Genomic DNA, 12,750 nt, shown 5'->3' with positions numbered 1-12,750 from the left:
TCAGTGCTGCGACGGCGGCTTTTCGGCGCTCCAGTTCGGGCGCGCCGCATCCATGCCCGCGACGACCTTGTCCCAATAGGCCTCGGTCCGCCCCTGGAATTTCATGTCGAACGCATCGACGGTGCGGAACTCGAGCACCTCGACCCCCTCGGGTCCGGGCTTGTAGGTATAGGGGACGTCGCGCCCGACGAAGAAGCCGTCGCCCGCGCCCAGTTCCTCGGTGCCGAGTTTGAGCGATCCGGCGATGATATAATAGAGGCAGTCGGCGTCGTGGCTGTGCAGCGGCAGCGCGAAGCCGCTTTTGAACCAGGCATAGGTCAGGCTCATGTGCGGCAGCGCGAACAGCACCTTGGTGACATTGCCCTCGCCCACCCCGGCCGCGACCCAGCGGCCGATGCCCGCCTCGACGATCGGGGTCAGCCCCGCGAGCGTCATCTTCTCGGTCTCGTTGAGGTCGGGGGCATCGATGCCCCGATAGACGCGGAACGGCGCTGCGTCCGGCTTGCGATCGGCCTCGGCCATGGCTCTCTCCTCTTCCCGTTTCGATTTGCGACGTATCATGCCGCAACGGGAGGAGGAGAGTCCATAGCCCGGTCAGATTTTGCCCAGCGTTTCCCGGCGCGGTCCGAGATAGCCGAACAGATAGGCGCCGACCTTGCGCATCTGGATTTCCTCGGCGCCCTCGGTGATCCGGTAGCGGCGGTGGTGGCGATAGATATGCTCGAACGGTTTGTGGCGCGAATAGCCGATGCCGCCATGCACCTGCATCGCGCGGTCGGCGGCTTCGCAGCACAGGCGGTTCGCCCAGTAATTGCACATGCTGACCTTGTCAGACAGGTTCCGCTCGATTTCCTTGTGCGGCATATTGTCCATGTCCCACGCGGTCTTGCGGATCAGCAGGCGCAGCATTTCGGCTTGGGTCGCGAGCTCGACGAGCGGGAACTGGATCGCCTGGTTCTTCGCCAGCGCCTCGCCGAACGGCTTGCGCTCGCGCGCGTAGCGCACGCTTTCCTCGATGCAGAAGACCGCCGCACCCAGCGATGACGCGGCCTGCCGGATGCGGTTCTGATGGACGAAGCTCTGCGCGATCGACAGCCCGCCGCCGACGGGACCGAGCCGCGCGCTGTCGGGAACCCACACGTCGGTGAAGGTCATGCGCGGATGATCGGTCGGCATGTTGAAGGTCCACATATATTCGTCGACCGTCATGCCCGGGGTGCCGGTGGGCACCAGCAGGCAGGAGATGCCTTTCGCATCGCCATCATTCCCGTCGGTGCGGCAGAAGGTCGCGCAGTGGGTCGCGACATGCATGCCGGTGATCCACATCTTGCGCCCGTTGATCAGCCAGCCCTCGACCCCGTCGCGGGTCTCGCGCACCGCGCGGGTTTCCATATGCGTCGCGTCGGACCCGTGATCGGGTTCGGTCAGGCCGAAGGCGGTACGGCGCTTGCCCTCGAAGCCGCCGAGGATGAACTCCTGCTTCTGCTCCTCGCTCGTCGCGAATTGCTCGAACATCTGGACGAAGGGGAAATTGCCGACGATGCTGTGTTCGTTCTGCAGGTCGTTGTGGAGGCCGAGGCCCTTCGCGGCGAAATGCTCGCGGATCACCGCCATCCACAGGTTCGACCCGTCCTTGCCGCCGTACTTCTTCGGCGCCGAAAAGCGCCAGTGGCCCGCGGCATCGGCCTTGCGCGTGGCCGCCTTCAGCAATTGTTCCCAGTCGTGGCGCGGCAGGCCCTGATTGTCCCAGTCGGTCCGCGCATGTTCACGGCGATGGTCAAAGAAACGGATATTGTCGTCGGCGAGTTCGAGCGGCTTGATCTCGGCCTCGATGAAGGCGTCGAGTTCGTCCAGATAGGCCTGCAAATCGGCCGGTACGGCAAAATCCATGTCTCTCTCCTTTGGCTGTCGCCTCCGCCTTGCCAGCGTTCGGCGAGCCGCAAAAGCGCAAAATGCTTCGTAGACTAATCTTCTTGGACCTGCGCCCGCCAATGCCGCTTTTCGAGCTTCCGCAGGTTGGCTGCGTCTTTCAGCCGTTCGAGATAATGTGCGAGCAGCAGCAGTTCGTCGTCATCTTCCCGCCCGTCATATTCGCGCGGATAGATGGCGTTGCCGTAGTTCCGGACGCATTTTTCGGGGGTGTCGTCGACAATCAGCATCTGGTCGAGCGTCCAGCCGAAGCGTTTGAGCTTGGCGAGCGGCTTCAGATAGTGGCGGTGGTTCCACGGATCGAAGAAGGTGTAGTCATCATCGTCGCGTCGCACCCGGCTGAAGCTTGCCTTGCTTCGACCCCAAATGAATTCGAGCCGCCCCGGATCGGGAACGATCAGTTTGGCGACCGCCTCGACATATTCGTCCGACGCCGACGACCAGATCCCAACCGAATAATGCTCAAAACAGCTTGCCAGAAACGCGTCCAGATGCGGCCGCCGATACACGTGATAGCCATAGACGATATGATCGGCCACGCGGTGAAGCGGATCTTCGCTGGCGTGGATCAGCGTTTCATCAAGGTCGAGCACAAGCAGATGCCGCGCACGCCCTCGCGAATGCAGAGGCTGCTTCATCCGCCCCAGAGGTTGCGCGCCGCGCCGAGCGCGGTATATTTGGGGCTGTCGACCGCGCATTTGTCGATCGCTGCGCGTCGCAACTTCGCAAGCAGGCCGGGTTCGGCGAGCGTCGTCGTCCCCGCCATCAAGGCGGCGGACAAGGCCGCATCCTCGGCGCGTGTCCCGGCATCGAGGTCGCGCATCACGATGCCCAGCGCGTTCATCGCGACCACCGCCTCGAACTTGGCATGGCCCTCGGCGCGCGGCTTGATCGCACCCTCGATCCAGTCGCGCACCGCCTGCACGATTTCGCGGTTGGTCGGCTCGCCCGCCGGTGCGGCGGCGGCGGGCGGCGATGCCGGCAGCGCGCGCGCGCGTTCGGCCTCGGGCGCTTCCTCTTCGAGCAGGAGCACGAGGTCGAGTTCCTGTTCGGCGGTGCGCCGCCCGACGACGACACGCTCGACCGTGGTGTCGGCACCGCTGCGCCAGGCCTGCCCCATCTGCAGGCAGCCGAGTGCCCACCACAACGTCCGATAGACCAGCCAGAAGCGAAAGCGGGTGCGGTCGACGGGGGTGCCGCCCGCGGCTTCATAGGCCGCGAAATATTCCTCGAGGCTGCCGACCCCGAAGGCGGGGTTGTCGAGCCGGCCGAAACGCCACACGGTCATGCAGCCGAAAGCGAGGTCCTCGTGCGCGTCGCCGCGATGCGCGAGTTCCCAGTCGAGTACGACCGCAAGGCCATCGGCATCGACCATGATATTGCCCATGCGATAGTCGGCATGGACGAGCACCGGCGGCGCCGGTTCGGGCAGATGATCCTCGCACCATTTGATCGCGAGCGCGATCGCCGGCAGGTCGCCGCCATAGGTCAGGAAGCGCGCCTTCAATTCAGCGAGCGCCGCGGCGGTGTCCATATGCGGGATCGCGTCGGGGATGGTTTCGGCCGGGATCGCATGGATGCGCGCGAGTTCGCGCCCCAGGTCGGCGACGAGCGATGGCGGCGGGCTCGCGAGAATCGTCGCCGGGTTCACCTCGGCGATCACGCGCTTCATCACATAGCCGGTGCCCATGCCGTCGCCGTCCGCCAGCACGCCGACGACTTCGGGCGCCTTCACCCCGGCGGCATGCGCGGCCATCACCAGCGCCGCTTCGGTGACATGGCCATAGGGGCGGTCCGCCATATATTCGGCCGACGGCGCGCGGCGCAGCACATAGGGTTTGCCCGCGAAATCGAACGCCCAGCTTTCCATGTTCGCGCCCCCCGACAGGCGGCCGAGGCCCGAGAGCGTTCCGGGGCCGACGGCGCGGGTCATGAAAGCGGCGAGCAGGGTGTCGAGATCGGTCATTACTTTCCGATGCTAAGCTTTTCGGATCATCGCAAGCCGTTTTCGGCTTTCAACGAACGAAGTGCGCCTACACGGGCGGTCAGAACTGGAACTGGACCGCGTTGACATAATAGGACGCCAGCGGCTGCCCGTCCTTGTCGAGCGCTGGCTCGAAGCGCGCACGGCGCATCACGCCCTTGCACACCGCATCGTCGAATGGCTTGCCGTTGGTCGAGCGCTGGATATGGCAAGCGGTGGGAACCCCATCGGCTCCGACCGACAGCCGGAAACGCACAAGGCCCGGTTGGCCCTTCGCGAGCATGGCAGGCGGATAGTCGTTGCTGTTCAACCATTTTCCCGGCGATCCGACCGGCATCGCCGACCGCGACCGTTCGCGGTGCCGCGCCGCGTCGATTCCCCAATGCTCGAGCAGCTCGTCGGTGCAGCTGTTCATCGCGGTAAAGGCGGCTTTCATCGGCCCCGTCTTTAACCGCACCGGCTGGCGCAGCGGCCGTCCGATCAGCAGGCTGGCCGCCGCGGCCTTGTCGGCCTCGCTGATGGGTCCCGCCGACTCGGGATAATAGCCATGCTTGGCGGCAAAACGGCCGTCGTCGGTCGAATAGGGGCGGATCCGGATGTTGCCGCTGAAAATCCAGGCCGGCATATCGTCGCCAACCGTCCCCGGGAAAAACTGGAGCTTCTGCTCGCCCAGCTCGCCGAATGTGATCGACGCTTCGTCCTTGCCGCCTGGCCCGTCGAGAATCGCCCCCGCCAGCGTCAACCGAAAGCCGTCGCCCGGCTCGCCCTGTTCCATCGACAGGATGACCCGCTGCTTGCCCTCGCCGAAAAAACGCGCCAGCCGGCAATAATCGTCGGCATAATGCACATTCCACGGGGTCGTCGGCGCGAGTTCGACCGGTGCCCTTTCGGCCGCCATCGACGGCGCCGCCACGATCAGCGAGACAAGGCCCACCATTCCCATCCTGCTTCCCATGGCGCGATGCTACACCGCTGTTTTGCCGCGCGCAATCCGGCGGCGGACCTTAACGCCGCAAGCGGCCCTTCGTCCGCCGATCATGCCATTTCGCCGCGAAGTGCAGCCCCCACGCCAGCGGCACCGCGGCGAGGAACCAGCCCCATTGGATGCTCTCGATCATCCCGTCGCCGCCCAGATGCCCGAACATCGCGAGCAGGATCACCGGCGCGATGACGACATAGACCCCGATCTGATACCAGTTATGGCCGCTCGCGATATTCTGCGGATCGATCGGCAGCGGCGCGCGCGCCGCGACCGCCGCCTCGATGGCGTCGCGCCGCTCGCGCCAGCCGCCGATATAATCCCACGCCTCGATCCCGATCGTGCCGGCCTCGACGATGAAGATCGCGAGGCCGATCGCGGGGCCATGAAAGCGCGGCTCGATCGCGAGCAGGTCGAGCAGCCAGCCGCCGAGGAAGACTACCGTCAGCAAGCCGCCGACCGCCCACATCGCCTGGAACGGCAGCCCCGCGATCATCGCGTCGATATGCTGCTCCAGGTCGGCGCGCCAGCGCGCGACCTCCTCGGCCTTCACCCCGCGCACCCGCCCGTCGCGGCCGCGATAGGCGGGGCCCATCGCGGTCTCGACGAACCAGCGGTCGAAGCGGCGCAGTTCACCGTCGCGGATCTGCCGCTGCTGATAGTCGCTCGTGAATGCCATGCATCGCCCTCCGCATGCCGCTTTAGCCAAATGCGGTTACCACCCGGATAACAGGCGCTTGACCTTTGCCCGGCGATGGCGAACATCGGGCCATGCGATCTATGCTCCTCACAATATTCGCCGCATCCGCTCTGGCCGTCACGGGCACCGCCACCGCGGCGCCAACAATGTGGCAGCCAGCCGGACCGGCGCGGCTCGACCAGCAGCCGACGCAATGCACGCTGTCGCGCGAATTCACGGTCGGCGAGGAACGGTTGCTCGTCCAGTTCCAGACGACCTTCTCGCTCGCGACCTATCGGGTCACGCTCGCCAGCGCGACGGCGCTGCGCGACGTCCGCCCCGGAAAAGTCGAGCTGGCGCTGGCGGGATCGGACGCCGCACGCGAATTCGATGCGCAAACCGGCACCGTACCGAACCGGAAAGAACGCTTGCTGCAATGGTACGCGCATGACTTTTACCTCCCGCCGCTCGTAAAGGATGACCAGAATTTCCGGTTTTCAAGCGGCAGGTTCGACGCCGAACTGAGTTGGTCCGGAGCGGGTGAGGCCTTTCGCCAACTCGGCGGCTGCCATGACGCAGTCCTCGCGCAGGCGGGCGTCGATACGTCGATCGTGCGCGCAGCGCCCGTGTCGGCAAAGCCCGCAAACGTACCGGGCTACTGGGCGACAAACGCAGACTATCCTTCATCGGCCATGCGCGCGCGGGAGGAAGGCGAGGTCGGCTTCCTCGTCACGATCGGAACCGACGGGAATGTCAGCGAGTGCCGCGTGGCGAGCAGCAGCGGTTTTGCCAATCTCGACGACGGCACTTGCCCGCTCATCCGGCGACGCGCCAAATTCGAGCCCGCGCGCGACGCAGCGGGTGCACCGGTGACGGGCTATTACCTCGGCCGCATCATGTGGAAAATTCCGCAGTAGAGGGCGTCACCCCGCGCGTTCGCGCCCGCGCTCCATCACCGCGATCCGCCGCGCCTCGACTTCGTCGGCGCTGACGCTGCGGTTCGCCGCCGACGAGCGCTCCTGCTCGAGCGCCATCGCCGCGCCGAAGGGCAGCGCATAGCCGTCGTCGACCAACGCCTTGTACGCGCGCACCATCGCCGGGTCGGCGCTCGCGATATCGCGCGCCAATGCCTGCGCGGCGGGCAGCAGGTCGTCGGGCGCGACCACCCGATTGACGAGGCCCCAGGTGCACGCGGTCTCCGCGTCGAGGAAATTGCCGGTCAGCGACAATTCCTTCGCGCGGCCAATGCCGATCAACCGCGACAGTTTCTGCGACAGCCCCCAGCCGGGCATCACGCCGACCCGCGCATGGGTGTCGGCAAAGCGCGCGTTGGTCGATGCGATACGAATGTCGCACGCCAGCGCGACCTCGAACCCGCCGGTGATCGCGACCCCGTTGATCGCGCCGATCACCGGCTGCGGGCACAGCTCGATCGCCTTCACCGGATTCTCGTCGGCACCGGTCGCATTGGCGGCACCGAGATTGCTGGTATCGGCACCGAGCTCCTTGAGGTCGAGTCCGGCGGTGAACGCGCGTGTCCCCGCCCCGGTCAACACGATCGCGCGGATGCTGTCGTCGCCGGCAACCTCGCGCATCGCGGCGGCGAGGTCGGCGCGCAGCGCCTTCGACAGCGCGTTCATCGCTTCGGGGCGGTCGAGGGTGACGGTGGCGACACCGTCGTCGCGAGTGATGAGGACGAGGGACATCAGGCTATTTCTCCATAGGATGCGTAATCCTCTACATGGACATTCGGCCGACGAAAGCTGGTAAAACTCATGCTCGCCGACAAATCGAGCGCCTCGACCTGATGCCACCAGCCGACGGGCAGGAAGATCGATTCGCCGGGTCCGATGATCGTTTCCAGCACCGGCGGCGTATCGGCATCGCCCGCCCCGGCGGGCAACGGCTCGTTGCCCCAGTCGGAGAAGCAGTGGCGGCTGTTCTTCATCCGCGCAAAGGCCCAGGGCGGCGCCATCCGCACCCGCTTGCGGCCCAGTACCTGCACCAGCAGATTGTTGGTGAGGTCGTGGTGCCAGGGGGTGAGCGTGCCCCGGGGGCCGAGCCAGAAAAACCCGTCGCGGGTCCGACCGGTATCGAGCAGTTCGATCGGCGCCAAATCGTCCCACAACGGCCCGAGCGCCGCGGCGTTGGTGCCGCTGTTGTAGGCGGTCAGATAGATGTCGTTGCTCGCCTCGTCCTTGCGCAGCCAGTCGACGAATTCGCCGAAGCGTAGGAGGCGGCGGTGGTCATCCTTGGCGAGTTCGTAATCGGGGTCGCGCTCGCGCTCGACCTGCGCCTCGACGACCGCATCGCCCGCGAGCGCCGCAAAATGGTCGAGCGACCAGCGCGTCAACGCCGGCCAATGGTCGATCAGCCCGGTGAGTTTCGCCGGGCGGTTGCTCTCATAATAGTGCGGGTAAAAATGATCGGCATCCGGCGTCTCCACCAGGTCGAGCGCAAAGCCGCCCTCGGCCTCGCGCGCCAGCCGTTCCTGGTTCGCGAAGATCCAGCGCTGCTTCGCGATACGCGCCGCCTGCCGCCGCAGCATCGCCGCCATCGGGTCCTTCACCAGCCGGTCGATCTCGTACTTCGCCGACGCCGCCGACACCCCTGCGCCGACGAGCCGCGCCTGCAGCGCGGCATCATCGTCGCCGGCGGCGAGGCCTTCGGCGATCAACGCTCGCTTGTCGGATTGGGCCATGGCAGAATCTCCTTGGGTCCGCCCAAGGCTATGCCGATGACAATCGGATGACAATCAGTCGCCCATGGGCCCCTTGTAAGCCGGCCCATAGACTGCCGCACGGAAATCGCGATGCAGCGTTCCGTCATAGGGCAAAGTCTGGACGAAGAAGACCGCGGTCAGCTTGTTCGCCGGATCGACCCAGAACAAGGTCGAGGCCATGCCGTCCCAGAAAAATTCGCCGGTTGCGCCCCGGCTTTCGTCGGCACTCAGCGGCTGCCCCTTGCGCACCGCGAAGTCGAAACCGAACCCGACATTGCCCTTGCTCGGCAACCACGAGCGCTCCTTGATCGCCGGGTCGAGTTGGTCGCTCGCCATCAGCTTGACCGTCGAGGGTTTGAGGATGTGCGCACCGTCGAGGCTACCGCCATTGAGCAGCATGCGCGCGAAACGCTGGTAATCGTCGAGCGTCGAGGCGAGGCCGAAGCCGCCGGGGGTCAGTTTGTGATCGCGAAAGTTCAGCACCTGCGCGGTCGCCGCATCTTGCTGCACCATCTTGCCGTCGCGCTTCTCGTACATGGCGGCAAAGCGCGGCAGTCGTGTGTCGGGCTGGCGCCAGGCGGTCTCGGTCATCTTCAGCGGTTCGAAGATATGGGTGCGGACATAGTCGGCGAAACGCTGGCCCGAGAGCTTCTCGACCAGCGCCGCCTGCACATCGACCGCGATACTATACTCCCACTGGCTGCCCGGCTGGTACAGCAAAGGCACGGTCGCGAGGCGGCGGTTCGCCTCGGAGAGGTCGATGTCGAGCGCGAGCGGCGCGGCGGCGACATAGGCGTCGTGCGCTGGAGTCGGCCCCGCGCCATAGGCAAAGCCAGCAGTGTGGCGGAGGACGTCGCGCACCGTGATCGGCCGTTCGGTGGCAACATAGCGCGGCTGCCCCGCATCGTCCTTGCCCGCATAGACACGCATGCTCGCATATTCGGGCAGATATTTGGACAGCGGGTCATCGAGGCGGACCTTGCCCGCCTCCCACAGCTGCATCAACGCAACGCCGGTCACCGGCTTGGTCATCGAATAGATTTGCGCGATCGTGTCGCGGCGCATCGGACGGTTCGCGGCGCGGTCGGCCATGCCGGCGGTGCCGAAATAGACCTCGCGCCCGTCCTGCCAGATCAGCGCCGAGACGCCGCCCGCACGGTCGCTGGCGATCATCCGCTGGAGCGCCGCGTCGACCCGGGCCTTGTCGATGGCTAGCGATGGGGTCGCGGTCTGCGCCTGTGCGGGCAATATGGCGGGCGCCAGCGCGACTGCTGCCGCAGCCAGAGCCAGTGCTATTCGCGCGGTCCGCATAAAGCCATCTCCCACGGCCCTGCTTGGCGAGCCTTCGGCTCTGTCTATCGAATCGAACCCCGTTCGTCAGCATGCGCTGCGGCTGAATAGGTCTGCAAGCCGATCAGGGCGCCGCCGCCGGCTCTTCGGGCGTCTCGGCCTCGGTCAGCGCACCATTTTGGATCAGCCATTGCGGGTGTCCCGCCTGCACCGACGCCATGATGCGGTCGATCGCGGCGGCGACCTGTTCGCCTTCGGCCTCGCGGTCGCGCGCGACGACGACGCGGCGCGCCTGCGCGTCGATCAGCACCCGGTCGCGCGGCACCAGCTCGCCGACGGTCAGCCCGGCCATAATGTTGCGGCTGTCGTCCTCGCGCTGCTCGAGTGCCGAAAGGCGGCGGTTGAGCTGTTCCTCGACCTGCGCCGCCGCATTACTCTGCTGCCGGATCTGGACGATGCTGACGCGCACGTCACGTTTCAGCTTGGCGCGCACCTTCCGTGCGAGGTCGCTGTCGAGCTGCGACGCATAGCGGTCGACAAGGACCACACCGTCGACGGCGACCGCGTCATCCTCGATCCGCACGTTCAGGCTGTCGACCCGGTCGTCTTTTGCCAGCAGGCCGCCAAGTTCGCTCTGCACGGCATTGCGCGCGCCGATCTCGCGGACGATCGAGTTGAGCGACAGCGCCAGCGGGATCGATAAAACCCCGAGCGCCCCGACGATACCGACGACCTGCATCGCCGTATGCTGCCGCGTCAGCGACGGACCGAAATGATTGAGGCGGGCGACGATCGTCGCGGCAAAGGCGATCGCCAGCGTGTTGGTCAGGAAAAGCAGCGACGCGCCGAGCGCGAAATCCATTCGTCCGGTGACCAGTCCGAACGCGACCGTCGACAGCGGCGGCACCAGCGCGGTCGCGATCGCGACTCCCACCATCACCCCCGACAGCTTGCGCATGATCGCATAGACACCGGCGATACCGCCAACGACCGCGACACCGAGGTCGAGCAGCGTCGGCTGGGTCCGCGCCCGCAGTTCGGGCGTAACGTCGGCGATCGGCGAGACCCAGATGATCAGTGCGGCGACGAGGATCGCCACCGCCATGCCCGCCGCGAGCGTGACCAGCGAGCGTTTGATCAAATGGCTTTCGATCGTCGCCAGGCCAAAGCCGAGGCCCATGATCGGACCCATCAGGGGCGACACGAGCATCGCGCCGATGACCACGGCGGTCGAACTTTGCAGCAGGCCAAGCGTCGCGATCGCGGCAGCGAGGATGATCAGGAGCAGGAATTTCTTGTCGAGCCGCGCGTCGCGCGCGACGCTCGCCAGAATCAACGAGCGGTCGAGGGCGTCGTCGCCCCCGACCGCTTCGTCATTCGCGTCATTCCGCGTTGCCCGTCGGCCGCCCGCGTTGAAGGGGGCATCGCCGAGACCGGGCACGCCGGGGTGATCGCCGGTCATCGTCAGATCTTGCCGGTCAGCTCCGGAACGGCGCTGAACAGGTCGGCGACGAGGCCGAAGTCGGCGACCTGGAAGATCGGGGCGTCTTCGTCCTTGTTGATCGCGACGATGGTCTTCGAATCCTTCATGCCGGCGAGATGCTGGATCGCGCCCGAGATGCCGATCGCGAAATAGACCTGCGGCGCGACGATCTTGCCGGTCTGGCCGACCTGATAGTCGTTGGGGACATAGCCCGCATCGACAGCGGCGCGCGAAGCCCCGAGCGCAGCGCCGAGCTTGTCGGCGAGCGGGACGATGACTTCTTCGTACTTTTCGCTCGAACCCAGCGCACGGCCGCCCGACACGATGATCTTCGCCGAGGTCAGTTCGGGGCGATCCTGCTTGGCGATTTCGGCGCCGACGAAGCTCGACAGGCCGGCGTCGCCGCCCGCCGAGACGGCTTCGATCGCACCCGAACCGCCCGAGGTCGCGGCCTTGTCGAACGCGGTGCCGCGCACGGTCAGGACCAGCTTGGCGTCGCTCGATTCGACGGTCGCGATCGCGTTGCCGGCGTAAATCGGACGGGTGAAGCTCTTGTCGCCCTCGACCGACAGGATTTCCGAAATCTGCATCACGTCGAGCAAAGCGGCGACGCGCGGCGCGATATTCTTGCCGGTCGTGGTCGCGGGGGCGAGGAACGCGTCATGGCTTGCCATCAGTTCGGCAACCAGCGGTGCGATATTTTCGGGCAGATTGTGTCCGAAGGCGGCGTTGTCGGCGACATGCACCTTGCCAACGCCGGCGATCTGCGCGGCTTCCTTGGCGACGCCATCGACGCCGCTACCGGCGACCAGCAGATGGACTTCGCCAAGCTTCGATGCGGCAGTGATCACCGCGAGCGTGGCGTCCTTTACCGACGAACCGTCATGTTCGACCCAAACGAGCGTTTTCATGAGTGCACTCCCATGGCTTTCAACTTGGCAACCAGTTCATCGACATCGGCGACCTTGACGCCGGCCGAGCGAACCGGCGGCTCCGAAACCTTGACGACCTTGACGCGCGGCGTCGTGTCGACGCCGTAATCGGCGGGGGTCTTGGTATCGAGCGGCTTCGACTTCGCCTTCATGATGTTCGGCAGCGAGGCATAACGCGGCTCGTTGAGGCGAAGATCGGTGGTGACGATCGCGGGAAGCTTGAGCTTCACCGTCTCGAGGCCGCCGTCGACTTCGCGGGTCACGTTGACGCTGTCGCCGTCGACATTGACCGCGCTGGCGAACGTGCCCTGCGCCCAGCCGGTGAGCGCTGCGAGCATCTGGCCGGTCTGGTTGTTGTCGTCGTCGATCGCCTGCTTGCCGAGGATGACAAGGCCGGGCTGCTCCGCGTCGGCGATGCCCTTCAGGATCTTGGCGATCGCGAGCGGCTCGACCGCATCGTCGGTCTGCACCAGGATCGCGCGATCGGCGCCCATCGCCAGCGCGGTGCGCAGCGTTTCCTGCGCCTTCTGCGGGCCGACGGAAACCGCGACGATCTCGGTCGCGACGCCCTTTTCCTTCAGGCGGATCGCTTCTTCGACCCCGATCTCGTCGAACGGGTTCATCGACATTTTGACATTCGCCAGGTCGACGCCGGTGCCGTCGGACTTGACCCGCGGCTTGACGTTATAATCGAGCACCCGCTTCACGGGGACGAGGATTTTCATGGCTTTTAAAGCTCCTCTCAAAAATTG

The 12,750-nt window shown here is 65.8% G+C and carries 13 protein-coding genes; 1 reads left to right on the top strand and 12 read right to left on the bottom strand.

The features are described 5' to 3' along the window. From AC07U1_RS08480 to AC07U1_RS08455, 6 genes are all read right to left on the bottom strand, one after another. On the bottom strand, nucleotides 1-522 hold the full coding sequence (locus AC07U1_RS08480) for a cupin domain-containing protein (protein WP_495176833.1): 522 nt from the start codon (nucleotides 520-522) through the stop codon (nucleotides 1-3). 72 nt (nucleotides 523-594) lie between these two features. After that, a complete protein-coding gene (locus AC07U1_RS08475) occupies nucleotides 595-1,890 on the bottom strand; it encodes an acyl-CoA dehydrogenase family protein (RefSeq protein WP_495176834.1) in 1,296 nt (431 codons plus the stop codon). A gap of 74 nt (nucleotides 1,891-1,964) precedes the next feature. Further along, complete coding sequence (locus tag AC07U1_RS08470) at nucleotides 1,965-2,522, bottom strand: NIF family HAD-type phosphatase (RefSeq protein WP_495176835.1); 558 nt, start codon at nucleotides 2,520-2,522, stop codon at nucleotides 1,965-1,967. A 41-nt stretch (nucleotides 2,523-2,563) separates the two neighbouring features. Further along, nucleotides 2,564-3,895, bottom strand: a complete 1,332-nt coding sequence (locus tag AC07U1_RS08465; RefSeq protein WP_495176836.1) for a phosphotransferase family protein — start codon at nucleotides 3,893-3,895, stop codon at nucleotides 2,564-2,566. Between the two features lie 79 nt (nucleotides 3,896-3,974). Then, on the bottom strand, nucleotides 3,975-4,868 hold the full coding sequence (locus AC07U1_RS08460) for an energy transducer TonB (RefSeq protein ID WP_495197681.1): 894 nt from the start codon (nucleotides 4,866-4,868) through the stop codon (nucleotides 3,975-3,977). Nucleotides 4,869-4,917: 49 nt separating this feature from the next. Continuing rightward, complete coding sequence (locus AC07U1_RS08455; protein WP_492737261.1) at nucleotides 4,918-5,571, bottom strand: hypothetical protein; 654 nt, start codon at nucleotides 5,569-5,571, stop codon at nucleotides 4,918-4,920. A 167-nt stretch (nucleotides 5,572-5,738) separates the two neighbouring features. Here AC07U1_RS08455 and AC07U1_RS08450 point away from each other — a divergent pair, with 167 nt between their 5' ends. Continuing rightward, nucleotides 5,739-6,488, top strand: coding sequence for an energy transducer TonB (locus AC07U1_RS08450; protein WP_056345642.1), 750 nt, complete (start codon nucleotides 5,739-5,741; stop codon nucleotides 6,486-6,488). 6 nt (nucleotides 6,489-6,494) lie between these two features. On the opposite strand, the gene AC07U1_RS08445 is transcribed toward AC07U1_RS08450, so the two are convergent. The 6 genes from AC07U1_RS08445 to AC07U1_RS08420 form a co-directional block, all read right to left on the bottom strand. Continuing rightward, nucleotides 6,495-7,277, bottom strand: a complete 783-nt coding sequence (locus AC07U1_RS08445; protein WP_495176838.1) for an enoyl-CoA hydratase — start codon at nucleotides 7,275-7,277, stop codon at nucleotides 6,495-6,497. Next, nucleotides 7,277-8,272 carry a cupin domain-containing protein gene (locus AC07U1_RS08440; protein ID WP_495176839.1) on the bottom strand — a complete coding sequence of 332 codons (996 nt, stop codon included), beginning with the start codon at nucleotides 8,270-8,272 and terminating at the stop codon, nucleotides 7,277-7,279. Before AC07U1_RS08440 ends, AC07U1_RS08445 begins: the two co-directional genes overlap by 1 nt. A 54-nt stretch (nucleotides 8,273-8,326) precedes the next feature. Then, entirely contained in the window at nucleotides 8,327-9,604 is a 1,278-nt protein-coding gene (locus AC07U1_RS08435; protein WP_495176840.1) for a serine hydrolase domain-containing protein, read from the bottom strand. Nucleotides 9,605-9,707: 103 nt separating this feature from the next. After that, entirely contained in the window at nucleotides 9,708-11,045 is a 1,338-nt protein-coding gene (locus AC07U1_RS08430) for a DUF389 domain-containing protein (RefSeq protein ID WP_495176841.1), read from the bottom strand. A 2-nt stretch (nucleotides 11,046-11,047) separates the two neighbouring features. Beyond that, nucleotides 11,048-11,977: an electron transfer flavoprotein subunit alpha/FixB family protein gene (locus tag AC07U1_RS08425; protein WP_495176842.1), complete on the bottom strand. Its 930-nt coding sequence runs from the start codon at nucleotides 11,975-11,977 to the stop codon at nucleotides 11,048-11,050. Then, nucleotides 11,974-12,723, bottom strand: a complete 750-nt coding sequence (locus tag AC07U1_RS08420; RefSeq protein WP_056345625.1) for an electron transfer flavoprotein subunit beta/FixA family protein — start codon at nucleotides 12,721-12,723, stop codon at nucleotides 11,974-11,976. The genes AC07U1_RS08425 and AC07U1_RS08420 overlap by 4 nt, the downstream gene beginning before the upstream one ends. Nucleotides 12,724-12,750: the final 27 nt, after the last annotated feature.

Source organism: Sphingopyxis sp. GW821-FHT02C12, assembly GCF_059421785.1.
Note: the sequence above shows the minus strand (reverse complement) of the source record. Positions and strands in the feature narration are given on the sequence as shown.

Coding starts and splice junctions, on each gene's coding strand:
- AC07U1_RS08480 (WP_495176833.1), bottom strand. CDS start 522: ATGGCCGAGGCCGATCGCAAGCCGGACGCAGCGCCGTTCCGCGTCTAT.
- AC07U1_RS08475 (WP_495176834.1), bottom strand. CDS start 1,890: ATGGATTTTGCCGTACCGGCCGATTTGCAGGCCTATCTGGACGAACTC.
- AC07U1_RS08465 (WP_495176836.1), bottom strand. CDS start 3,895: ATGACCGATCTCGACACCCTGCTCGCCGCTTTCATGACCCGCGCCGTC.
- AC07U1_RS08460 (WP_495197681.1), bottom strand. CDS start 4,868: ATGGGAAGCAGGATGGGAATGGTGGGCCTTGTCTCGCTGATCGTGGCG.
- AC07U1_RS08455 (WP_492737261.1), bottom strand. CDS start 5,571: ATGGCATTCACGAGCGACTATCAGCAGCGGCAGATCCGCGACGGTGAA.
- AC07U1_RS08450 (WP_056345642.1), top strand. CDS start 5,739: ATGTGGCAGCCAGCCGGACCGGCGCGGCTCGACCAGCAGCCGACGCAA.
- AC07U1_RS08445 (WP_495176838.1), bottom strand. CDS start 7,277: ATGTCCCTCGTCCTCATCACTCGCGACGACGGTGTCGCCACCGTCACC.
- AC07U1_RS08440 (WP_495176839.1), bottom strand. CDS start 8,272: ATGGCCCAATCCGACAAGCGAGCGTTGATCGCCGAAGGCCTCGCCGCC.
- AC07U1_RS08435 (WP_495176840.1), bottom strand. CDS start 9,604: ATGCGGACCGCGCGAATAGCACTGGCTCTGGCTGCGGCAGCAGTCGCG.
- AC07U1_RS08430 (WP_495176841.1), bottom strand. CDS start 11,045: ATGACCGGCGATCACCCCGGCGTGCCCGGTCTCGGCGATGCCCCCTTC.
- AC07U1_RS08425 (WP_495176842.1), bottom strand. CDS start 11,977: ATGAAAACGCTCGTTTGGGTCGAACATGACGGTTCGTCGGTAAAGGAC.
- AC07U1_RS08420 (WP_056345625.1), bottom strand. CDS start 12,723: ATGAAAATCCTCGTCCCCGTGAAGCGGGTGCTCGATTATAACGTCAAG.